This window comes from Legionella beliardensis, from assembly GCF_900452395.1.
In the GTDB taxonomy this organism is placed as follows: Bacteria; Pseudomonadota; Gammaproteobacteria; order Legionellales; family Legionellaceae; genus Legionella_C; species Legionella_C beliardensis.
Window position 1 is genome coordinate 681,618 of the sequence record NZ_UGNV01000001.1, and the last position, 24,826, is coordinate 706,443.

Below are 24,826 nucleotides of genomic sequence, written 5' to 3' on the forward strand. Positions count from 1 at the left end.
GAAGAGTACCAATAAACTAAAGTAAATGCTGTCTTGCAGTCGAGCTAGACGCTAAAATTAATGGTTTTTATGTTAAAAAATTTAGACATAAATAGCAACGGACGCCATAAGTAAGAAGCCAATGATAACGAAACTGAAATCACGCAGATTACAACAACGTTCTACCATCACACATTTCTCAAGCCCATGCAATGTGCCTAAATAAAGAAAGGTACCAGCAGAGGCTGCAATTAAAATTGGATCAAATAATGAGTGGGTCTCGATGCCGCGACCGAAATACCAGCCTATGAAAATACCTATAGGCGTCATCATAGTAAAGCTTAAAAAGAAGATTAAGCGTTTTGTTATGCTAAGGGAGCTCTTATTTAATTGAATAGCAATGGCAAAGCTCTCAGCCCATTTATGGGTAATAATAGCTAAAAAGAGCATAATGATTAAGGAATTACTTGAATTAAGGCCTAGGGCTGCACCTAGCATTAAGGAATGAATAGATAACATTGCCCAAGCAAGGATAGCAAAGGCAGGATGATTGGCGTCATGATGGTGATAAAGTTCTTTGCCTAAATGCTCAAACCATAAAAAGAAGAGAAAGATAATACCAGTAATAATGTAGGCAAATGGATAATGATAACCCATCTCATTAAATAAATGATTAGCATCAGGCAGCATATGCATGAGCCCTGCGCCTAAGAAAATACCAGTAGCAAGTGTTTCGCCAATGGGAAAATCAATATGTTCTTCGGCATGGCGATATCTTTTCTTAAAAGGATACCATCCTGCTAAAAGAATAACCGCGACTATTGCTAAGCCAAAGATTAATTTTAAACTAGTAGCAATTGTCATCTTTATCTCTCATCCAAAGCCTAAGCATTTATAAAGGCTGAATAATAGAAGGTAAGGTTAGCTATTGGCAATAAATTTATCGTCATAAAATAAATAAATCTGCATAATAAAAGGATACTTTGGTAATTGGGCTTTAAGAAAGCCGGTTAATTCATTTAATTGTTCATGTGAATAGTGATGAATTAAGTCAATCCGCATTTTACCGTCTAGATAATGCAACGTCCAATCTTGGATTCTCGGAAACTGCTGCTTGCATAAATTTAATAACGTATTTTCTAACGTTTTGCGGCTTGGCAAATGGAGCGATGGGCAATTCACTTCATCATCTTCTGGATCAACATGAACCATCACATCATTAATACGTTTAAATTGCTTCATTAGGAGATGATGAACGTGTTGGGCAATAAAATGGCCCTCTGACACCGAAATAAAAGGCGACACTAACACATGGACATCAATTAAAATATTCTCACCCATTGAGCGGCTACGTAACTGATGAATGCGTTGAACCCCATCAACTTGTTGGATAATCTTTCTGATTTCTTCAAGAAGCTCAGGCTCTATGGCGGTATCAACTAGTTCTTTAACGCTGCTCCAACCATAATTTAAGCCCATTTTAATAATCATTAAGCCCACAACAATAGCAGCCACTGCATCTAAATAAGGAAAACCCATGAAGCTGCCAATAATACCAATAGTAACAATTAACGAAGCGGCAGCATCCGAGCGATGATGCCAAGCATTAGCAATAATAAGAGACGATTGAATTTGTTGGCCGATAAAACGCGTGTAATGAAAGAGGATTTCATTTAAAAAAACAGAGAAGAGAGCGATAAATAAAGTTATCTTAGCAGGGATATTATGAAACCCTTGAATTATCTCATCAATAGCGTCCCAAGCGATACCAAAACCTGTTAGGGCCAATAGTAGTGCAAGTAATAAGGTTGCCGCGGTTTCAATTCGTTGATGGCCATAAGGGTGGGAGCTATCTGCATGTTGGCTACCGAACTTAGAAGCAAAGATCACCATGACATCGGTAATTAAATCAGAAAAAGAATGTATCCCATCAGCGGTAAGCGCATGGGAGTGGTAAACAATTCCACCAATAAGCTTAATTACCCCAAGTAAGGCATTAATAATAGCCCCAATTAAAGTCACTCGTTTAGCTTGCTGATAGCGATCTGACATTGCTTATCCTCATAAGCGTTTGTAAATTGGTAATCAAGTATTAGGCGCATATTACCTATTACCTACCTTAAATCAAGTCATTTTAATGATGTAGACTTAATAGTAGCTTCTGGATTATCTTTCCCGCCAAACTTTAGCATAATTGGCTATGCTAGTGCTAAAAAAGATGCACAGTTGCCTTTACTTAAATAAAAAGTTTTAGCCATGCATATTGCCAAAATTTTTCTAAATGCAACATTGATAATAAGTAAACCACCATGCTAAGGATCGTATTTATAAGGGTTTTAGTCTCCTATGCACAGGGTTATCCACAGTTTTTGTGGATAAAAAAATTAGTGAGATAAATAATTGAAAACCTAATAAGCTATGCTCAGTCAGGCTTTTGCTTAAAAAGTGTGTTAACAAAAGAATCGCTTAGAGAAAAAAAGCAGAGCACTTATCCACAGGATAAGAAAGCGGGCAGAAGAAAGGCTCGCTATAGTAACAGAGAAAAAAATAAAGTCTAGTCTTGACTTTTTATGTAATAAAATAAACCAATCTTTATTAAGAATTATTTTTTACATAATCAAATGCTTAACTAGAAAATATATGCAATTAACTTTGTAAAAATTGCTCGAATTCGCCTAGCCAGCGCTCTGCAATTAGGCGAGCTTTCTCTGGATCATGATTGATTAAATGATTACTGCAATTCGATACTTGAGGCAGCAATGCATGATCGCGATGAAGGTTGGCAATTTTAAATTGGCGATATCCTGTTTGTTTGGTGCCTAAAAATTCGCCGGCACCCCGCAATTGTAAATCTTTTTCAGCGATGACAAAGCCATCTGACGTAGCGCGCATAATTTGTAAGCGCTCAGCGCCAAGTTCTGATAGGGGCGATTGATAAAGGAGTAAGCAATAAGATTGATTATTGCCTCTGCCGACGCGGCCTCGTAGTTGGTGAAGTTGCGAAAGGCCTAAGCGCTCTGCATTTTCAATAATCATTAAACTTGCATTCGGCACATCCACACCAACTTCAATAACTGTGGTTGCCACTAATAAATTTAATTCCCCTTCTTTAAACGCGCCCATGACAGCTTCTTTCTCAAGGGCTTTCATTTTGCCATGGACTAAGCCTACACGTACATCAGGCAATTGCTCTTGTAGTGTTTTAGCAGTTAGGCTAGCTGCAGTACATTGCAGTTTCTCAGACTCTTCGATAAGCGTGCAGACCCAATAAGCCTGCATTCCTTTAGCAATTGCTGTTTGCAAGCGCTCTATAATTTGATCACGTTTGGCTTGATTAACGACTGCCGTATGCACGGGAACGCGGCCTGGAGGTAAGGTGTCAATGATAGAAATATCTAGGTGAGCAAATTGTGTCATTGCCAGTGTTCTTGGAATAGGTGTTGCTGTCATTAATAATTGATGAGGAATGCATTGATCGTATTGGCCTTTTTGCTGCAAGAGTAGCCGTTGTTCTACGCCAAAGCGGTGTTGCTCATCAATAATAATTAACCCTAAGCGACTAAATTCAACACCTTCTTGAAATAAGGCATGGGTACCTATTACCAGTTGACAGTCGTGGGCTACTAATTGCCCTAAGATTTCTCGCCTCTCTTTTAGCTTCATTTTTCCACTTAGGCGGGCACATTTAATGCCTAGTGGTGCAAACCATTTTTGTAAATTAAGGGCATGTTGCTCACTTAATAAATCTGTAGGCGCCATTAGGGCAACTTGATAACCTTGCCCAATCGCTTGTAAAGCAGCTAAGGCTGCGACTGTTGTTTTCCCACAACCAACATCGCCCTGAATTAACCGCAGCATCGGTTTATCTTTTACTAAATCTTGGCTAATTTCTTGGCTGACACGCAGTTGAGCTTCGGTAAGTTTAAAGGGGAGTTGGCTAATAAATTGGTTAATTAATGCTTCATCTAATAATAAAGAGGGTGCATAAAACTGACTGCGATATTGTCTGGCAAATTGCATGCTTAGGCGCTGCGCAAGTAATTCATCAAAAATCATGCGCTGTAACGCAGGATGAGTTCCTTCTTCAAGGGTATTCATTGTGGTATCGGGTGAGGGATTATGAAGAAAAGTAATGGCTTTAGCTAAAGAAGGAAAAGTATAAGCTTGCAATTGCTCATGCGACATCCATTCTAACTGTTCTAGGTCTAATTGGTATTCTGTTAAGGTTAGCTTAATTAATTGCCGCAATCGACTTTGCGTTAATCCTTCAGTGGTTGGGTAAATAGGCGTTAGTGTTTCATCAACTGTAATATCTTGTTCATTGGCTAAAATTCGATATTCGGGATGAATCATTGCAAATTGATTAGCAAATTCGCGTACTTCACCAAAAGCACGTAACCATGTATTCGTTTTAAGAGTATGTAATTGTTGCTTATTAAAATGAAAAAAGCGTAGCCTTAAGAGTCCACTTGTTTTATCCTGGACATAACAATCAAGCATCGTTCGTTTGCCATATTTAACTTCAATTTTGCAAATTTGTCCGACGATAACACAGTATTCATTGGGACGTAGGTCTTGAATAGGGGTAATGCGTGTTCTATCTTGATAACGATAGGGAAGATGAAAGATAAGATCGCCAATCGTTTTAATACCGCATCGACTAAGCTTATCGACTAATGCAGGCCCGACGCCCGGTAATATTTCACAAGATTGAGACAGCACGTTATGATAATTAAGATAAAAGAAAGAATAATAGCAGGAAATGGGGCAAGTGTTGAATTGGAAAGTGAAAATTAGGGGAGTTAGGGGATGAATCGTACTGTTACCTTTGCTGCAGGTACTGTTTTAGTCTGTTTGATTGGATTTTTATTAATTGTCGGCAGCGGTTTACTTATCCCACTTGTTTTAGCCATTTTTATTTGGAACTTACTCAATACAATTAATGTGTCGATGCAGCATATTCCTGTGTTCGGCGTGCGCTTACCAAGCTGGCTTAGGATGGTACTGTCTCTACTAGTAGTTACTTTACTAGTGATGATTTTAGTCAACATTATTTCTAATAATGTCATAGAAGTAATTGATGCAGCTCCCCGCTATCAAGAAAATTTAATGGGAATTTTTAAAGGTATCGATGATTTTTTTCATATTAAAATGTTAGCTCGCTTTGATAGTTTTATTAAAAATCTTAGCGTGCAAAATTTATTAGTTGGTGTCTATTCTGTCTTTACTACCGTGACAGGCTCAGCTGTTCTTATTACGTTATATGTTGTTTTCTTATTTGTTGAGCAACATTTTTTGAGGCAAAAAATGGATGCGCTTTTTCCACAAACGGAACATCGGGAAATTGTAGATAATATTATTAATCATATCGTACACGATACCCAGACTTACTTAGGTATAAAAACCCTTCTAAGTGTGATAACAGCACTTACCAGTTGGGTATTAATGAAAATAGTTGGTTTAGATTTTGCGGAGTTTTGGGCACTGCTTATTTTTTTCTTAAATTTTATTCCTAATATTGGCGCTATTATTGCCACCGTTTTTCCCGCTCTATTAGCGATGATCCAATTTGATAACTGGTTGCCCTTTTTAATTATTTCCATAGGGTTTGTATTTATTCATTTTATTATTGGCAATTACCTTGAACCAAAGTATTTAGGGAAGTCTTTAAATTTAAGCCCTCTGATTATTTTATTTTCATTAGCACTCTGGGGAGCAATCTGGGGTGTATTAGGGATGTTTCTGGCTGTACCAATTACGGTCATGATGATGATTGTCTTTGCTCATTTTGATAAAACGAGACCGATTGCGATTATCTTATCGCAAGATGGTTACATTAGAAAAGCCTATGAGAAATTGCCAGTTGAGGAGTAGAAAATACAAATCTTTACCTAAAATAGTAATGAGCAATTAGATTAATTAGTAAAGCTTTGCTTCTGGCATGAAAAAGCGCATAATAGTTGCCTTTTGATAAACGAAAAATCTAATGAAGTACATTGTCGAACAGTTATTGACAGATGCGCTCGCTAAGCTTAAAGCGCAAAATATCCTTCCTACCGATCTGGCTATCGATATTAAGGTTGATCGTACTAAAGAGATTAGTCATGGTGATTTTGCTACCAATTTAGCTTTATTATTAGCAAAACCTTGCCAAAAATCCCCAAGACAGATCGCTGATTTGATTATTAATACAGTTGCTCCCCATCCGTCGGTTGAGCGCATAGAAATTGCAGGTCCCGGATTTATTAACTTTTTTCTACGCAATGACACGTTATTAGAAATAATTGCTCACATCTTAAAAGAGCAAGACCGATTTGGCTGCTCTAATCTTGGCCAAAATAAAAAAATTATTCTTGAATTTGTGTCGGCAAACCCAACTGGCCCACTACATGTTGGTCATGGCCGTGGCGCGGCTTTCGGAGCGACCTTAGCTAATATCTTAAAAGCGGCAGGCTACCATGTTAGTTGCGAATATTATGTCAATGATGCTGGCCGACAAATGGATATTTTGGCTGCCAGCGTATGGCTTCGGTATGTGGCGTTAACAGGCGAGGACATTGTATTTCCTACTAATGCTTATCGCGGTAGCTATGTGCAAGATATTGCCAAAGACTTTCTCCATAACCATGATCGCCAATACAGTTATCCGTGGTCAGTGATTAGCCAAGAGTTACCGCCTGATGAGCCGCAGGGTGGCGATAAAGAAATTTATATTGATGCCATCATCGCACGAATGAAATCATTATTAGGTATTTCAGGTTTTAACTTATTTCACAAGCAGGCGCTTGATTGTGTCCTTGCTGATATTAAAGATGATTTAGATGAGTTCGGTGTGCATTTTGATTGTTGGTTTTCTGAGCGCTCATTGCTAGAGGGTAAAGCAATTGAAAAAGGAATTAATACTCTAAAGCAGTCAGATCATACCTATGAAGATGAGGGCGCTTTATGGTTTAAAGCACGTGAGTTTGGTGATGAAAAAGACCGAGTACTAATTCGAGCCAATGGACAAACAACCTACTTTGCGTCAGATGTTGCTTATCACTGGGACAAATATAATCGAGGCTTTGACCGGGTGATTGATATTTTTGGCGCTGATCATCACGGCTATGTTACCCGAGTACGTGCTGCTGTGACGGCATTAGGCCATGATGAGCAGGCGTTAGATGTTATGTTGGTGCAGTTTGCTATTTTATATCGTGGTGGCGAACGCATGCAAATGTCTACCCGTAGCGGCTCATTTGTAACATTAAGGGAGTTGCGCGAAGAAGTTGGTAATGATGCAGCGCGCTTTTTTTATGTGATGCGCAAACCAGAACAACACATGGATTTTGATCTTGATTTAGCGAAGTCGAAATCCAATGAAAATCCAGTTTATTACATTCAATATGCTCATGCACGCATCTGCAGTGTTTTTCGTCAGTTACAAGAAAGAGGGCATACTTTTAATATGGAGCAAGGATTACAAGGTGTTAATCAATTGGCTGAGCCTGCTGAAATCGCGTTATTAACTCTTTTAAGTCGTTACCCAGAAACCATTAACTTAGCAGCGTCTAATTGCGAACCTCATCAATTAGCTTATTATTTACGAGAACTAGCTAATGGTTTACATAGCTATTACAATGCAATAATTTTATTATGTGACGATGAATCAATACGTAACGCCCGCCTGTGCTTACTTAGTGCGGTACGGCAGGTGTTAAGAAATGGATTACAATTATTAGGTGTTTCAACCCCTGAGAGCATGTGATGGCAAAGGATTATGTTAGAAAAAGACATGTTAGGCAGCGCAGTAATGTGCCTAAACAATTAGTGATGCTGCTGACTTCTTTTTTATGCGGTTATTTAACTGCAACCGTATTTGATTTTACAAGCTTAACCACGTGGGTTAATAAAAATGTTTTAAATAGTGACAAGCCTTCTGAAGTAAAAAAAGTAGTAAAACACCAGTCTGTTAAGCCAAAATTTGAATTTTACACACTTTTAGCGAAAGATAACTCGCCACCCATGCCAAGTAATCGTGTCATGGCAAATAGTAAGTCTTCTCGTCAAACGGTGTCATCGCCCTTATCTTCAACTAATTTAGCGACGCAAGGGGCTGCTGTACAAGGGGCTACGACGGCTCAACCCACTTTGCCGCAACCTGCATTTAATCAGCGAGGTGCTAGTTCGTTAGCCCAGGCAACTACCCAGCAAAGCCGACAGCTGCTCAATTCAGTTGATAATAAACCGATAATGCCGACTAATCGCCATGCGAAAGAGGCATTTTTAATTCAAATTGCTGCTTTTAATAAGCGTCAAGATGCGGAACACTTAAAAGCTTCTTTAGTATTGCGTGGTTTTGATGTTGCGATCTCTCCTTTTTTAAAAGAGAACATCAATTGGTATCGAGTAGTGGTTGGGCCTTTCCCATCCCGGGCTGAAGCAGAAAAAGCACAGCTTGCTGTGGCAAGGAGTGAACGTATGAAAGGCATGATTCGCAAAATTGATGTCTAGTAACCCCTTGCTAATCCACGGACATTGCTTTCTATCATTTGGTAAGTCATTTCATTAAATCTAGGCTGAACAGATAAAGCAAGTAGCGGCGCTTCTTTTCGGTGGTAATTATATACGAAGTATTTTAAAGTAGAGCGTTTTCTATTTGGTTATTTTTCCTATGAAAAAAAAGATTATCTTTCAAGATTCTTTTCTTGTTTCTGGCATTATGTGTCCTGAAAATTGTGGCAGTACCATTGAAACCCTTCTTCATTCGTGTATTGATGAGTGTATTGAAACAAAACTCCTTCCTGCCGATGCCAAGCTTATTATTTACTCTGAGCCTAGCGTTTTAGGTACTCACTACTACACAATCACTATTCAGAGTGAGGCAGATAATTTTTTTAAAGCAGACAATTTTCACACCATTTTGTCAGCCAAGATTAAAGAAGACATCGCATTTGAAGTCATTGATAATCCAAAAGAGCAGCAAAATAATCTACACAATAAGACTAATTGGATAAATATATTAATCAACCTTATTGCTCTGGGGGCGGTTACTACTCTGGCTCTTATTTTCCCACCTTCAATTTTATTGACGGTTGGTTTGACGGCATTTTCTTTTTTAACCACCGCATTTACCGCACGCGACTATTTGATTAACTTTTTTCGTAATTTACGTACTAAAAACGTAGTTAATATGTCGACTACCATTAGCCTTGGTTGGTTTTTATCATTAGCACATACACTCTTTCACAGTATAAGTATGCCTTTAGCCAGCAGTTTTTCCATGATCTTTATGAATTTTATGATGCCAATTATGTTAATAACGTGCATCAATGGTATGGATGAACTTAAACGCCTGATTTTTGAAAAATCTAAAAAAATACAATTAAAGGGGATAAAAACCTTATTCCCACAAATGGCTGAAAAATACCGCTGTTACCAATTATCAGAAATGGATGAATTAGCGCTTCAATCTCATATGAATGTCATCCTTAACCAGCAAAGTCAAATTGTTTCTGAGGCTGTTCCTTTAAATGAGGGAGATGATGACAAGGCATCGTTCATTCAAAAAATATTAACCACAGCAGAAACAAGAGAAGAACAGAAAAAATTATTAACAAAAGGCATGATTATTGAGGTTAAGCCGGGCGAGTGCTTTCCGGTGGATTGTATTTTAATTCAGGGCAACACAATTATTGATGCTTCCCTTTTAACAGGGGAGCCGCAACAAAGCAAGCAGCTGTGGCAGAACATTCCTGCAGGTGCAGTTAATCTTGGCCAAGCAGTCACCGTATATGCGACCAAGGCTGCTTATAATAGCACAGTTAATAATTTGCTACTTCGTGCAAACCGCGCTAGAAATACGTCTACCCCAGCCGCAGTACCTCAATTTGCCTACCTCTATACTGCTTTAATTATTATTGGTCTTATCGGGGCTATAGTCACGCCTGCTGCCTTTGGTTTGCTACCCTTCATTCTACCAAACGTCATTGGCTTCTTGTTTTCATTATGCCCATGCACTATTACGATTGCTCATCAACTACCAAGCTTACTCAGCATATTTTACCGCAGTAAAAAAGGAATTCATTTGCGTGATGAAAGTTTATTAAGTACGCAATCAGATGAAATACATACGATTGTATTTGATAAAACAGGAACGTTAACTACAGGCAACTCAGTCGTTGAATCTTCTGATATTCCTATAAATTCGCCACTGTGGCAAAGAATTTATTTATTAGAAAAAGCCTATGGTAGAGAGCATCCTTTGGCAAAAGCAATTAAAAAGCATTATGAAGTAAATGCAACAGGGCAAGTCCTTTTTGATGAAATTAAAGACTGCAAAATAGATGAGAAAAATCGTGGGTTCACGGCACGTGTACAAGAAAAAGTAATTCAGATAGGGAGTGCTGCCTATCTAAAAAATAATAACATTCTACTTCCAGAAATTAATAACTCAAAAATTGAACAAGGTTTTTCAGCGGTTTATGTCGCCGAAGATGGTGTCTATAAAGGGGTTATTTATATTAAACATGAGGTAAGAAAAGGTATTGTAGAAGCACTTGCCCGCTTAAAGAGCGAGGGCAAGAAAATAATTATGTTAACAGGCGATAATTACCTATCAGCTATAGGATTTAATAAGCAGATTAATTCTGTTTTTGCCGAAGAGGATATACACGCAGGTCAAACACCAAAAGACAAAGAATTATTTTTAACTAATCTTATAAATACGCCTGGCATTAATCCAAAAGGAGTCTGTTTTGTCGGTGATGGCTTAAATGATGCACCTTGTTGTCGCGTTGCACCATTAAGTTGTGCGATGGAGTCAAGTGATAAAACAGCCTTTTTTACGGACATCTGTTTAAATGGCTCATTAGATTATTTATTTAAACATAATCAATTAAATCGTTCTCTAAAGCAAAATATCGCTCAAAATCAAGGCATTTTAATTTATAGTACCCTTGCTTTTTTAGCGTTTATTATTAGTTTTTCTATAGCTGGTATCGCTGTTTCCCCATTAATTCCTATGGGTATCATGCTATCAACAACGCTTTTTGTTTTATTTAATTCTTATCGAACCCAGCTTGTTATTGACAATACGCTTGATGACGCTGTTTCATGGCCTAAAAAACTCTTGGGCTCGAATTTATCAATCGGTTTATTACTAGGTGCAAGTACCTTGCTTATTTGCAGCGTTTTAGCCGCCACTATTGCCACAGGTGGCTTGGCATTACCAATGATTGCATTTACCACCGCTGTTGCCGCGTTTAGTAGTGTGTGCACGTTATCTGCAATTGGCTTATTAAGTACTTTCGCTATATTATTTGCAACTTCTTTGTTGTCTGAACAAGGTCACTCAGTAACTAACGATGAGCCTAGTTTAACCAGTAAAGAAGACTTAAGTGCTCAGGCCTTAATAACTGATAGACCTGTGATTAGTGAAGAGCTAAATCATAGAAGCTTCATTTTTGACAAGTGTGTTAAAAACAATATTAACCAAAGGCCAGACATTGCTGAAGAAATCGTGTCGAATGGCTTTGTGGTCTAACTATTCAATTATATTTTAAATAGGTTAATTAGGGATTACCCGTAAATTAGAAGCTTAGCGGGTAACACATACTCGTACATCGTTGGCGTTTTTAATAGCATGTGGCTTACTAACACTAACACTCACCTGGCTTAGATTAAATTCTTTTTTAATTAACTGGGCGACACTATCTGCAATTGTTTCAATTAAATTAAATGAATTAGATTCAATGAAGGTGGTCACTAGCTCTGCTAATTTAGAATAATCGATTGTTTTATTAAGATCATCGGCGCAATCAGTAAAATCAGATGGGATAGAAATATTTAATAATAAACGCTGTATAATGCGTTTTTCCCAATTATGTACACCAACTTTTGTGGCAACGGTCAGGCCTGAGATTTCAATATGATCCATTTCATCTATCCGCTTAAAAAAAATTAGCATAGCAATTCATTATCGCTAGAGCAATAAAGAACAATTAACTTTTTTAATGGAATAATAATTTATGGTATAAGACACATTATCAAAATAATATTATTGAGCTCTCTTAAACTGCTGAGTTAAGTAATAAAAGAGAAGGTTAAAATATGTTTAGCAAAGTTAATTTACCGCTCATGCAGAAGAAGTCAGTGAGCGAACAAATATCTAATATTTGTGATCCCATTAGTCTTGTTATCCCTAATGATCCTGTATTTATTTATTACGGTGAGCACCTTCCTAATGTGCGTATATTTTCTAAACAAACATTAATAAGTTTACAACATCTACTAAAAACAAGCCGTCATTTATATACACAAGGGCTGGAAGATAAGTCATTTATTAAATTAGCGCTAGCCCAGCATACACCTCGTAATGAAGAAGAGGCAGTTTATAAGGAGCTCCTACTCTTAATGGTAGAAAAAAATCTTAACGGTATGAGCCTTACCACGGTCTGTCAACGGTTGGATGTTACTCTTTTTTTATTAATCAATCTGCCCCTCAATTTATCTATTACTCTCCAGCCAATTAACTGGTTTAGTGAATTTAATTTCATTCGTAATTACATTGTTCGTATTCATGAAATAGTACGTAATCGGCAAAGGTATGAAGGCAATACTGCAACTATTGAGCATCATCCTATTAGCGCCTTCTTAGAAGAGCTTATTCTGTTACAAACAGGAATCATAGAAGAAAATAGAAAAAAATTACTCTCTACTAAGGGAGAAATATTAAGCTTAAATCAAATTCTTTGCCCCTATACACGCTATGTGATTGATGTAGAAAAAACACTAGCAACGATTAACCAAGCTAATCTTTTTTTAAAATTAGTTGTAGCATTAGCAATGCTTACTGATCTTAAAGACGCAGAAATTGATAGCTTTTTACAGGCACAACCTCCCAATTATTTGCAAAATGCTTATAAGGAGTTAAAAGACTATATTGAGAACCAGCCTAATGTTTTTACTTTACAGCAACAAAAATTTTTAGCTGACATGGGTATACTAGACATTATCAAACAAACTCGCCTAACTGTTCTTAACAAGCGGTATCAGCATTTATGGAATGAGGCAAATAGCTTTAAAGACAATACACTAGCTATACTTAATGATTATTCTAAACTAACTTACCCTTCTCCTCAGTTCCAGCTATTTATTACTGGCCATTGGGCTAGGCATCATCATGTTATAGTAAAAAAGGCAATTGAGCAGATTGAAGAAGGTATAGCCCTTGAACATGTTCTTGCTAATTTAAGAGCACATGCTAGGTGCCATCCAGGTTTTGATCCTAAAGGTTCATTGGCTAGACGATTAGAATTTATTGACTTACATTCAATAGAGCCACTAAATACAGACACTAATTGTTCTATTCGCCCTTAGTCAGCATTGAAATTAATGATACTGCAAAAACCATGGATACCGGTCAAGCCATGGCATTTTGTGAATTATCATGTAGCCTGGGTGCAGGCCCAGAGGGCCGGAACCCGGGTTGCACTTCGTTTCACCCAGGCTACATTGCTTGACCGCGGTATCCAAGGATGTTGTGCGAGGGTAATGAAAGCTAAGTATTTTATAGGGCGTTCATTTAGCGATCCAAACTTTACGCTATCGTTTTTGTACCGAACTCACATTATTTAAGCAATTATTTTTATCCCTTATCAAAGTGATGATAGAATAAATTTTTTTATATTGGATAGATATGATTGATGTTACTAATTCTCTTTTAATAAGAGCGCTACGGCGTGAACCTATACCTCGTACACCTGTTTGGTTAATGCGGCAAGCAGGGCGCTATCTCCCTGAATATCGCCAAGTACGTGCCCAGGCCGGGGATTTTTTAAGTTTATGTAAGAATGCTGAATTAGCCTGCGAAGTCACCTTACAGCCCTTACGGCGCTTTCCCTTGGATGCAGCTATTGTATTTTCAGATATTTTAACTATTCCTGATGCGATGGGATTAGGTCTTTATTTTGTAGAAGGTGAGGGGCCTTGTTTTCATAAGCCACTCCATTCAATACAAGCGATTGAAGAAGTAAACGTCCCTAAGACAGAGCATGATTTAGCTTATGTGATGGAGGCAATCAAATTAATTCGGCGCGAAATGCCTACTGATTTACCCTTAATTGGTTTTTCTGGCAGCCCCTGGACTCTAGCTTGTTACATGGTTGAAGGTAAAAGTAGCCGTAACTTTAACCGAATGATGGCATTAATTAATAGTCAACCTAAGAGTGCTCATACTTTGTTAGCCAAGCTTGCGCAAGCGGTAACTGAGTATTTACTTGCACAAGCGTTGGCAGGTGTGAATGTTGTCATGATTTTTGATACCTGGGGTGGGCTATTAACGACCGAACAATATCAATTATTTTCTCTGAACTACATGCAGCAAATTGTTACATCCTTTAAAAAGCATTACCCACAGATCCCCATTATTTTATTTACTAAAGGGGGAGGGAAATGGTTGAAGGAAATGGCGGCGACTGGTTGTGATGCGTTGAGTATCGATTGGACTTGTGAATTAGCTGATGCCAGAGCTTTAGTTGGCGATCATGTTGCATTACAGGGAAATTTAGAGCCTAGCCTTCTCAATCAGGAAAATTCTGCCCTGCGCGATAGTGTAAAAAAAGTTTTAGCCTCTTATGGGCATGGGTCTGGGCATGTATTTAATTTAGGCCATGGCATTACACCTGATATAGCGCCTGAGAAAGTGGCTGTTATGATTGAAGCAGTACAAGAATTTAGTCCAGCATACCATACTTAATAAATGATAATTAATAGTAGTTTTAAACCAGCATGGTGGTTACCCTCTGCTCATACGCAAACCATTTATCCAACATTGGCTCGCAAAGTCAAAGCCCCTGTTGATAAAATAGAGCGTGTGGAATTATTAGATGGGGATTTTGTTGACTTAGCTTGGGCTAGTAACGGATTGCCCACTGATGCCCCTTTAGTCATTTTATTGCATGGTTTAGGTGGCAGTATGCAATCACCCTATGCTGGCGGCTTAATGCAGGCATTAAATAACTGTGGTTGGCGTGCAGTCTTAATGCATTTTCGTGGATCCAGCGGCGAGCCGAATCGTTTGGCTCGCGCGTACCACTCTGGTGATACCATGGATTTTGATTTTATTGTTAAGCGCCTAGCTCAAGCAGAACCACACAGCCTTAAAGCAGCGATAGGTATCTCACTTGGTGGCAATGTATTATTAAAATGGCTAGGCGAATCTGGTAAGCAGGATTTATTAGTCACCGCTGTAGCAGTATCTGTTCCTTTTCAGTTAAGATTGGTTGCGGACAGAATTAATCAAGGTTTTTCTCGTGTTTACCAAAACCATCTATTACGTCGTTTACAACATGTGTTTGGTAATAAGCGCGCAATTTTAACTAATAATTTACCCGAGGCTTTGCAAAATATAGAAAAATGGCGCTGTTTCTGGACATTTGATGAACATGTCACGGCACCTTTACATGGTTTTGCTAATGTTCATGATTATTATCGTAAGGCAAGTTCTTATAATTATTTACCAAATATTCTTACCCCAACACTAATTATTCATGCACAAGATGATCCCTTTATGACACCTGAAGTTATACCATCTGCTGAGCAATTACCAGATTGTGTGACCTTAGAATTAAGTAAAAAAGGTGGGCATGTAGGGTTTATTAGTGGTAATACGCCAGGTAAGCCTATTTACTGGCTAGATGAAAGAATACCTGATTATCTAAAATTATTTTTTACTTCTACCACCGTTTAATACCAAAAAGAGCGTTAAAGCAATCATTATTAACTTGCAACACTAAGGAGAGCTTATGCTAAGGTATAAAGGGAAAGTGTTAACTAAATTGAATGGCACTTTAGGTGGTAAAAATCAAATAAAAGGATTTTACGAAGATTCCGAAGGGCAGGTTTATTTTATTAAAAAACCAACTGATCTCAAAGAATTATTTACAGAATTATTAGCAGGTTTATTATTAAAAGAATTTAAAAAAAGGCACTTAATTCCCTCGCGTTACATGGATTCATTAATTGATGCCGATTGGATTCAATTTGAAGATGGCAGTTATGGGTTAATTCAACCAAAAATAGAGTTTACTGAATTACACAAAATCATTGGCACAGGGTTTAGAGATGGCTCTGATCGTAACCCACTTATTGAAATGCTAAGTGGCTCCAATCGTTATGCGCAACTAACCAAAAAATTAACGCCCTATTATGGTTTATCCATGGCACTTATGTTTTCCATACTGTTTGGAGATTATAGCGTGCATAGCGGCAATGTTGTTTGTTGCAGGCATCAGTCAACGCCTGAGGGTCAGTTAATCACACAATTTGCTCGCATTGATTGGGGCGCTGCATTTCGGTATTTTGGTTATTATGACGATATTCTTAATCCGTTTGAGTATCAGGGCTGGTTAAATTTTAAAATTTATTCGAAAGGTTATATCTTTAATTACAAAAAAATTAAAGGCTTATTTCCTGCTATGGCAGAGAAGGCAACGAATCTTTTAGAAAAAATTGATGAAGATTTAGTTCAAGAGATGATTTGTAGTGCCTTACAATCGCTGCCAGTAGATTTGTTGACAGCGTCAGTCCAAAAAGAATTAGCAACTTATCTTGGTATCCCTTCATTTGAAAAAGTAATGTTTGATGAGCAAGCGAGTTATCAGCCTTTTGCCATTGATTTTTGTAACATCTTATTTAAGCGTTTAGACAAATTACGTACCTTAAAAGATTTAACAGGAAATCATTCTTTCTTATATCAAAGTATGATTTTTGCAACCCCACTTACTGATATGATTTTTCATTCAGAAGATAAAGAATTAACTAACATATTAAAGGATAAAAATTTAGATCTTGTTTTAAAAAACGAAGCAAATAAAACAGAAAGAAATAAAATAGATATAGAGCAAGAAATGGTGTTGATGAAAAGATTTTATCATGAGTTGTTACAAGACCATATTTTTAAAAATACCCTATCTAGTTTGGAAGAAATAAATTTTTCTCTGGATCTAATAAAGGATTTATTAATTTTAAAAGATTTTTATAAGCTTAAAAGAGGATTAAATAATGATGATAATCTTGATAGATTTGATCATGATCTTTTAGATGAATTTTACAAAAATACATTACTAATTCGTTTATCAAAACAGGATAAGTTAAGCCAAGCACAAAGTTTATTAGCCATTGCTTATCAGTTCTTTGCGCCTAAATATTTGCGTGTAGCCATTTGGCAAGATATATTAAATATGTTGGGAAGTTTATTTAACGGTGAGAATTTAATTCTTAAAATAAATCATCAAATGAGTGAAAAAGAAAGGTTTTTTAAACCTGTTTTTACAACTCCTTACACTGAGTCATTGGATTTAACGAAGCATGGCCTAGCTTAATGATTTTAAAAATAGGAGATTAGATTAAAACTTTAGTGGGCCTTAAGGAAAGGGAAGGATAACTTATATAAACAAAAATGTTGCACTTAATCAAAATCTGAATTTGTAAAAATGACGTAGTAAGCTGCGTTTTATAGGTATTTGATTGATTATTTTTTTTTACAATGGCACAGTAATAATTGCAAGGATGTTAACTTTAAAATAAACAGGAGTTTATTATGCGAGTCAACAATTATATTGCACCATTTATTTTAAGTCCAATTTTAGCCTTCGCCAATCCAAAAGATATACCAGAAAATATAATATTTTCAATGCCTGTAGCCCCTGAAAATACTATTGTAAGCCACTATTCAAATGAAACAGATTCGCTACCACAAGATAACTTAATAACAAGAAAAAATTATCCAACACAGATTGTACGTATTAATGGCGTTATAAAAAATCGGAATTTAACTTGTGCGGAAGTAAATAAAGAAATTGATAAAATTTTTATTAACAAGATAAGGCCTAACCAGTTTTATTACAATACCTATATTTTTTGTGGTTATAATCCCGATAATTATTATGCAGTTAACTTTTCTATTAATAGCTATTTTGACCCACTAAACGATGACGCAATTGATTATTTACAAACTTATTTAAAAGAATTTAATGGCCGTGACTTGCTCGGTACAAAGTTTTATGTGGAAAGCGCAAAAGGGGTGATTGCCGCTTTAACCATTAATGTCGGTACAAAAAAGGCCTCCAAGGGGCCATTAATTTTATACCGACAAGATCACAGTAACTTTTATTTTAATAACAATCTTGAATTGCGCACGGAGCTCGTAAACGATATTCGGCAGCATTTTTTTTCTACGGATCCCGATGAGCTATTGGCTTTTTTCGATAAATGGGTTTTCCCTAATGCCGGCTCATTTTATCAACGTATTTTAATGGATTCTAACTACATGGAGGCCCAGCCTGAGGCAATCTTTTTAATGGATAATGAGCCTAATCTATTTGTATCTAATTTAAAGTATTACTATTCCAACAATTGCGCAACAAATCCTAATAAGCACTGTTTATAAGGAACATACGTTTGACACAAGAGCTAAGTAAGCTTTTGTGTCAATAAACGACAGTTATCTAGTTAAGAGATGATGCAGCAATTAGAATTAGAAGGTTCATCAGCATTTTTTGGTTCTTCTGCAGGAATACTAGGGCTGTGAAAACTATAAAGTGTATTACTTACTTTTTTTAAGCTTGTTGCTTGAATAGCACGCTTAGCTTCTAACCGAATGGTATTAGAGAGATGTTTTTGAAATTCTATATCTAGAAATAATTGCTTATCTAAGCTTATATGCTGACTTATAATTTTTGAACCATTATCAATATCCGTGTGCTGGAGAGTGGCATAGGCTTGCGGAAAAGCCGTGTTAATTCGGCTTACTAATCTATTGGCTGCGGCAGTCGAGATATTTAAGTAAATATCAATGTCAAATAGCGCATCCATCCTATTTTCACTTTGAAAAAAGTGCGTGTAAGTAGGTTTTTCCTCTATGTTAAATGCTGTTAATAATATTTCTACAAAAATGAACGGCGTAAAGGGCTTTTTTAAGGGAGTGCATTGGCTTTGAAATAACAATAAAAGATAATCAAGTGATATATTTTGATAGTAACTTAGATTCTGATAGGCTTCTTTAATTCTATTTTTAGCCAGTAACGTGTTAATTAGACAGACATGCCAGTCTGGTAAAATTTGTTCTATCAGGGTAGGCAGGTCGACTTTAATTCTTGGGTTTTGAAATGGATTTTCGCTCTGTGCAATAGATGCTGTTTTATCACCATAGCGAGTATTTAAATTGTCTACCAAGGCAATAAGATTATCTAGAGTTAAGTCTAGTTCAATAAAAAGATGCGTAGTAGGAGACACTAAATGATTAGGATGAGTCGTTTTATTCTCATAAATTTTGCAGAAAGTAGGAAATTGGTTGATTTCCGCTAATTGTGCCAAGACATAACCGAAGATATTGATACAATGTTTCGTGATGCCAATAGTATTAGTTAATTGGCCAAGTGCTAGATTAAAGTAGTTATAATCGTAATAGGAAGGTTTAAATTTAAATATCACTTTAGGATCAAGCGCAATATCATAATTTAAAGCGGCCTTACGCAAAGCAAAATGAGTAGCTTGTTGGAAGATAAGCTGATTAGGTATTTCATTATCTCGTTTTATAAAACTATTAACAATCATCCGCTCTAATTGCATTGTTCGAGTTAAGTTCTCAATATATTGTTTTATAACGTCATCGCCTGTAAGCGTGCTAAATTCATCGCTTAATAAATTATTAATTGCTTTAGATAATTCAGCTATTTTTGACTTAAAAGTAGTTATCGTAGAGCCTTTTAATTCATAATCGAAAAAGTTGATAAGCGAGGTCAACCATATACCTGTTTGCGAGACAAGGTCTTTCTGCAGTTTTTCCTGCAGAGGAAGAAAAGACGTTTGAATTTCTCCTTTTTTCTGCAGTTTTTCTTGTAGAGAAAGAGAAGACGCTTGAATTTCTTCTAATTTAGAAACAAGAAATGCATCCATCTGGCGCGATAACTTAAATAAGATATTTTTTTCTGATAAGAGTAAGCAGAAAGGAGCGCCAGCCATGTTACGTGTTATGCATTCTAGTGTTAAGCTTAAGGGGATTAAATCTTTTGGATTTATTGCTTGCTTGCTGTTTATTTTTTTTAGCGGCTCATTTAGTAATGTACCAATGATGCTATTTATTTGTTTAGGAAAATTTGGAATAGGTTGCAATCGATTTTTATCTGTTTCCGGTTTGCCTTTAGTGTTAACAATTTGTGAAAATGCTTGCCAGCTAGTAAAAATTTCCAAAGCCACTTCTTCGCGATTCATAATAGCAGCATTCATATTTGCCATGAGAACGTCTTTAACAGCCTCCCAGGTGCAAAAATCTGCTGCACCAACCTCTTTATCCACCTTTTGTGCAATAGCATAAAGAATACAGGCATTAGTAATATCATTTATAGGTTGGTTTACTCCCTGGTAATTAATTTGTTGTAAAACATTTAATGAGTAAAAATTAATATGACCAAGGTAGTCAAAAATAAGAGTATACGAACTATCATTAGATGGATTAGGAGCTAAACTAGAAAAATAGTGAGCATTAGTAGGCATAACATATCTCCATAAGGCGTCCCATGTACTTTAAGTCATTTTATTCCAAGTTGACCAGCACCTATTGCTTAAATTGCCTGCTAAGTTGAATAGCCATTTCTAATGATTGCTCATAATTAAGCCGTGGATCCACTAAGCTATGGTAAGCTTGCTTAAGATCATCTTCATTCAAACCACGTGCACCGCCAATACATTCAGTTACATTTTCGCCGGTAAGTTCAAAATGTACACCGCCTAGGTAGCTAGACATGCTATGGTGAATAGTTAACGCTTGTTGGAGCTCAGATAAGATATTATCAAAGTGGCGCGTTTTAATGCCTTCTGGGGTTGTTTCAGTATTGCCATGCATAGGGTCGCAAGACCAAGTTACTGGGATGCCTGTTTTTTTCACTTCTTCAATAAGCGGTGGCAGCAGCCTTCTAATGTCTTTAGCGCCTAAACGAGTAATAAGCACAAGTCGACCTTCTTCTCGCTTCGGGTTGATGATTTTTAATACTTCCTTAAGCCAATCGCTGGTGACTGAGGGGCCAACTTTAATACCAATAGGATTTTCTACACCTCGTAAAAATTCCAGATGAGCACTGTCTAGCTGCGCTGTTCGCATGCCTATCCATGGAAAATGGGTTGATAAATTATACCAACCATCTTCAAGTTGCCGAGTTAAAGCTTGCTCATAGTGTAAGTGTAATGCTTCATGCGAGGTATAAAAGTCAACTTTATTAATACTGCTGCTGCGAATGCCATCAATGGCTTCTAAAAACTCTAAGGAATCGGCTATCGATTTGACAATATCGTGATATTCACTGGCTTGTGGAGAATGCTCTACGAAACTTAAATCCCATTGCTGCGGGTGATTTAAATCGGCAAAACCGCCACTAACCAACGCACGAATAAAGTTCAAAGTCATTGCGGCACAACTATATCCTTGTAACATCAATTTTGGATTTGGAATACGAGATTGCGCATCAAATTGTTGTGAATTAACCAAGTCACCCCGATAACTAGGCAAGGTAACGCCATTTATGGTTTCAAAATCAGACGAACGTGGTTTTGCATATTGTCCAGCAATACGGCCAACCCGAATGATGGGTTTACGCATGCCATAAAGCAAAATTAAGCTCATTTGTAACATGATTTTTAGCTTATTGCTGATAACATCAGAACGACAATCATTAAATGATTCCGCACAGTCGCCACCTTGTAAAATGAAGGCATCACCTCGGCCTGCCAAAGCAATCGCTTTTTTTAGATTTTTGATTTCACCACTTGTGATTAAGGGCGGTAACATACTTAATTGATCAACAACTCGCGCAACTTGCGTTGGATCAGGATAAGTTGCAGCTTGATGATATGAGAATTGCTGCCAAGAAATGGGTGACCATGCACTCATAGAAAAACCTTTTTGCCTAGCTTAATAGCTAAGTATGCGATAAATGGGCATTAGCTGCAAGCCATGCCAAGGTGCTTAACGCTGGTCATTTAAAAAATCATACTAAGACAGATTAAAATTATAAAAAAATTTTTGCAAAGACTTGAATTTTTTATACTTGCCCCCAAATTAGGTGGTCAATTAATTCTGGAGTGTTTTTTCATGAGTGACAATACCACGAAAGATTGGAAAAAATTTAAAGAAAAGAATGAACAAAACGAAAATAATGAGCAGTTAGATGACTTGCAAAATGAAGAACAAGAAACGACTGATGAGGATGATGGCGAAGGAGAAGGCGGAGATAGCCAGGAGAGCGCCCTAGGTCACGCAAGTTATACCGCATTAGAGGAACAGCTAACATTAGCTGAACAAAAAGCGCATGAAAATTGGGAAAAAGCTGTGCGTGCTGTTGCAGAACTTGACAACTACAGACGTCGTGCTGAGCGTGATGTTGCAAATGCACACCGCTATGGCTTAGAAAAGTTCATCACCTCGCTACTCCCAGTATTAGATAGCCTTGAGCAAGCGCTACAAATAGCTGAAAAAGAGCAGCAAACTGGCATGTTAGAAGGTTTGCAGTTAACGTTAAAGTTATTTTTAGATGTTTTAAATAAATATGAAGTGACGCCAATTGATCCACAAGGAGAAGCATTTAACCCGCAGGAACACGAAGCGATGTCTATACAAGAAGTACCAGGCGCTGCGCCAAACAGTGTTTTAACGGTGTTCCAAAAAGGTTATAAACTTAGCGACCGAGTTATTCGGCCCGCACGGGTTATTGTAGCGAAAAAATAAATTTTAAGACAAAAATGCATGATTATAGCTTGAAATTGTTAAATTTTACCCCATATGTGAATCATTGCAGATTAAACTTCTTACTTGGAGCAAAATAAATATGGCAAAAATTATTGGAATTGACTTAGGAACAACAAACTCCTGTGTAGCAATCATGGAAGGCGATAAACCACGCGTCATAGAGAATGCTGAAGGATTACGCACCACCCCTTCAATCGTAGCATTTACAGATAACGATGAGATTTTAGTCGGCCAATCAGCAAAACGTCAGGCGGTCACCAATCCTGAAAATACTATTTTTGCTGCTAAGCGTTTAATTGGACGTCGTTTTGATGATGCTATTGTGCAAAAAGATATCAAGATGGTGCCTTACAAGATTGTTAAAGCGGACAATGGCGATGCTTGGATTCGAGTAAAAAGCCAAGATAAAGCGCCACCACAAATTTCTGCTGAAGTATTACGTAAAATGAAAAAAACAGCAGAAGATTACTTAGGTGAAGAAATTAAAGAAGCAGTGATTACCGTACCTGCTTACTTTAATGACTCACAAAGACAAGCGACTAAAGATGCTGGACGTATTGCAGGCCTTGAAGTTAAGCGGATTATTAACGAGCCTACAGCAGCAGCCTTAGCCTATGGTATGGACAAAAAACGTGGTGATTCAACCATTGCTGTCTACGACTTAGGTGGTGGAACATTCGATATTTCAATCATTGAAATTGCGGAAGTTGATGGCGAGCACCAATTTGAAGTATTAGCGACCAATGGTGATACCTTCTTAGGTGGTGAAGACTTTGACTTAGCTTTAATTGAATATTTAGCTGCAGAGTTTAAAAAAGACTCAGGCATTGATTTACATAATGATCCATTAGCACTACAGCGCCTTAAAGAAGCAGCTGAGAAGGCTAAAATTGAATTATCATCATCGCAACAAACAGATGTTAATTTACCTTACATTACCGCTGATGCATCAGGTCCAAAACACATGAACATCAAGCTAACACGCGCTAAGCTTGAATCATTGGTTGAAAAATTAGTAGAACGTACTATTGAGCCTTGCAAGATTGCCTTAAAAGATGCGGGACTCAATGTGTCACAAATTAATGAAGTCATTTTGGTCGGCGGTCAAACTCGCATGCCTTTAGTACAAAAAACCGTACAAGAGATATTTGGTAAAGAGCCACGTAAAGATGTTAACCCAGATGAAGCGGTAGCGGTTGGAGCGGCTATTCAAGCTGCGGTATTATCAGGTGATGTAAAAGATATTCTATTATTAGACGTAACACCATTATCTTTAGGTATTGAAACACTCGGTGGTGTAATGACTAAGCTTATCGAAAAAAATACCACTATACCTACTAAAGCTACGCAAGTATTCTCAACTGCGGAAGACAGACAAACAGCAGTGACTGTACATGTTCTGCAAGGTGAGCGTGATCAGGCTTCAGCGAATAAATCGTTAGGCCGATTTGACTTATCGGATATTCCACCAGCTCCACGTGGTGTGCCACAAATTGAAGTTACTTTTGATATTGATGCCAATGGTATTCTTAATGTTTCTGCTAAAGATAAAGCAACTGGTAAGGCACAATCCATTGTCATTAAAGCATCAAGTGGTTTAAGTGATGAAGAAATTAATGCAATGGTTAAAGATGCGCAAAGCCATGCTGAAGAAGATAAAAAATTCAAGGAAATGGCAGCGTTGCGCAACCAAGCAGATAGTTTAATTCATAGTAGCGAAAAATCACTGGCTGATTTAGCAAACGAGCTGGCTGAAGATGAGAAAAAAGGCATTGAAACAGCCATTGCTGAGTTGAAAGAGGCGGTTAAGGGAAGCGATAAAGCTCAAATAGAAGATAAAATGAAAATTTTAACGGATGCTTCAGGGAAAATGGCTGAGCGCATCTATGCTAAGAAATCAGCTGAAGGCCAAGCTAGTGGACCACAAGCTGGTGAAGCAGGTGGACAGGAGCAGGCTGAACAAGCGCCTAAAGATGATAGTGGCGTTGTTGATGCTGAATTTGAAGAAGTTCAGGATGATAATAAAAAGTAATTTATCTTACTTGATGAGATAGATATTGGGGAGGA

17 protein-coding genes are annotated in these 24,826 nt (G+C 37.3%); 11 read left to right on the plus strand and 6 right to left on the minus strand.

Features of this window, described 5'->3' with window-relative positions:
• Window positions 1–81: 81 nt before the first annotated feature.
• The 3 genes from DYE47_RS03095 to recG form a co-directional block, all read right to left on the minus strand.
• Complete coding sequence (locus DYE47_RS03095) at window positions 82–843, minus strand: ZIP family metal transporter (protein WP_115301861.1); 762 nt, start codon at window positions 841–843, stop codon at window positions 82–84.
• Window positions 844–900: 57 nt separating this feature from the next.
• Window positions 901–2,031: a cation diffusion facilitator family transporter gene (locus DYE47_RS03100; protein WP_115301862.1), complete on the minus strand. Its 1,131-nt coding sequence runs from the start codon at window positions 2,029–2,031 to the stop codon at window positions 901–903.
• Window positions 2,032–2,625: 594 nt separating this feature from the next.
• The gene (gene recG, locus DYE47_RS03105) at window positions 2,626–4,701 is read right to left on the minus strand and encodes an ATP-dependent DNA helicase RecG (RefSeq protein ID WP_115301863.1); all 2,076 of its coding nucleotides are present in this window, start codon (window positions 4,699–4,701) and stop codon (window positions 2,626–2,628) included.
• 87 nt (window positions 4,702–4,788) lie between these two features.
• On the opposite strand from recG, the gene DYE47_RS03110 reads away from it, so the two are divergent.
• The 4 genes from DYE47_RS03110 to DYE47_RS03125 all read left to right on the plus strand — a co-directional run bounded on the left by DYE47_RS03110 (window position 4,789) and on the right by DYE47_RS03125 (window position 11,503).
• On the plus strand, window positions 4,789–5,853 hold the full coding sequence (locus DYE47_RS03110) for an AI-2E family transporter (RefSeq protein WP_115301864.1): 1,065 nt from the start codon (window positions 4,789–4,791) through the stop codon (window positions 5,851–5,853).
• A gap of 112 nt (window positions 5,854–5,965) precedes the next feature.
• Window positions 5,966–7,726 carry an arginine--tRNA ligase gene (argS, locus tag DYE47_RS03115; protein ID WP_115301865.1) on the plus strand — a complete coding sequence of 587 codons (1,761 nt, stop codon included), beginning with the start codon at window positions 5,966–5,968 and terminating at the stop codon, window positions 7,724–7,726.
• Complete coding sequence (locus DYE47_RS03120) at window positions 7,726–8,472, plus strand: SPOR domain-containing protein (protein ID WP_115301866.1); 747 nt, start codon at window positions 7,726–7,728, stop codon at window positions 8,470–8,472. The genes argS and DYE47_RS03120 overlap by 1 nt, the downstream gene beginning before the upstream one ends.
• 160 nt (window positions 8,473–8,632) lie before the next feature.
• Window positions 8,633–11,503 (plus strand): HAD-IC family P-type ATPase, encoded by a 2,871-nt coding sequence (locus DYE47_RS03125; protein ID WP_115301867.1) that lies wholly within the window; start codon window positions 8,633–8,635, stop codon window positions 11,501–11,503.
• Between the two features lie 54 nt (window positions 11,504–11,557).
• Here DYE47_RS03125 and folB read toward each other — a convergent pair whose 3' ends face one another.
• Window positions 11,558–11,896, minus strand: a complete 339-nt coding sequence (gene folB / locus DYE47_RS03130) for a dihydroneopterin aldolase (protein ID WP_115303997.1) — start codon at window positions 11,894–11,896, stop codon at window positions 11,558–11,560.
• A gap of 173 nt (window positions 11,897–12,069) precedes the next feature.
• Between folB and DYE47_RS03135 the strand changes: the two genes are divergently transcribed.
• The 5 genes from DYE47_RS03135 (at window position 12,070) to DYE47_RS03155 (ending at window position 18,409) form a co-directional block, all read left to right on the plus strand.
• Window positions 12,070–13,338, plus strand: coding sequence for a DUF5617 domain-containing protein (locus DYE47_RS03135; RefSeq protein WP_115301868.1), 1,269 nt, complete (start codon window positions 12,070–12,072; stop codon window positions 13,336–13,338).
• A gap of 319 nt (window positions 13,339–13,657) precedes the next feature.
• A complete protein-coding gene (gene hemE / locus DYE47_RS03140; protein WP_115301869.1) occupies window positions 13,658–14,716 on the plus strand; it encodes a uroporphyrinogen decarboxylase in 1,059 nt (352 codons plus the stop codon).
• A gap of 3 nt (window positions 14,717–14,719) precedes the next feature.
• Entirely contained in the window at window positions 14,720–15,709 is a 990-nt protein-coding gene (locus tag DYE47_RS03145) for a hydrolase (RefSeq protein WP_115301870.1), read from the plus strand.
• A 55-nt stretch (window positions 15,710–15,764) separates the two neighbouring features.
• Window positions 15,765–17,342 carry a hypothetical protein gene (locus tag DYE47_RS03150; RefSeq protein ID WP_115301871.1) on the plus strand — a complete coding sequence of 526 codons (1,578 nt, stop codon included), beginning with the start codon at window positions 15,765–15,767 and terminating at the stop codon, window positions 17,340–17,342.
• A gap of 218 nt (window positions 17,343–17,560) precedes the next feature.
• Window positions 17,561–18,409, plus strand: a complete 849-nt coding sequence (locus DYE47_RS03155) for an Lpg0189 family type II secretion system effector (RefSeq protein ID WP_115301872.1) — start codon at window positions 17,561–17,563, stop codon at window positions 18,407–18,409.
• Between the two features lie 62 nt (window positions 18,410–18,471).
• Here the strand turns inward: DYE47_RS03155 and DYE47_RS03160 are convergent, their stop codons facing one another.
• The gene (locus tag DYE47_RS03160) at window positions 18,472–20,514 is read right to left on the minus strand and encodes a hypothetical protein (RefSeq protein ID WP_115301873.1); all 2,043 of its coding nucleotides are present in this window, start codon (window positions 20,512–20,514) and stop codon (window positions 18,472–18,474) included.
• A 61-nt stretch (window positions 20,515–20,575) separates the two neighbouring features.
• Complete coding sequence (locus DYE47_RS03165) at window positions 20,576–21,904, minus strand: 3-deoxy-7-phosphoheptulonate synthase class II (protein ID WP_115301874.1); 1,329 nt, start codon at window positions 21,902–21,904, stop codon at window positions 20,576–20,578.
• Window positions 21,905–22,105: 201 nt separating this feature from the next.
• Between DYE47_RS03165 and grpE the strand changes: the two genes are divergently transcribed.
• Together grpE and dnaK are read left to right on the plus strand one after the other, a co-directional pair.
• The gene (grpE, locus tag DYE47_RS03170; RefSeq protein WP_115301875.1) at window positions 22,106–22,738 is read left to right on the plus strand and encodes a nucleotide exchange factor GrpE; all 633 of its coding nucleotides are present in this window, start codon (window positions 22,106–22,108) and stop codon (window positions 22,736–22,738) included.
• A 100-nt stretch (window positions 22,739–22,838) separates the two neighbouring features.
• Window positions 22,839–24,791 carry a molecular chaperone DnaK gene (dnaK, locus tag DYE47_RS03175; RefSeq protein WP_115301876.1) on the plus strand — a complete coding sequence of 651 codons (1,953 nt, stop codon included), beginning with the start codon at window positions 22,839–22,841 and terminating at the stop codon, window positions 24,789–24,791.
• The last annotated feature ends 35 nt before the right edge of the window (window positions 24,792–24,826 follow it).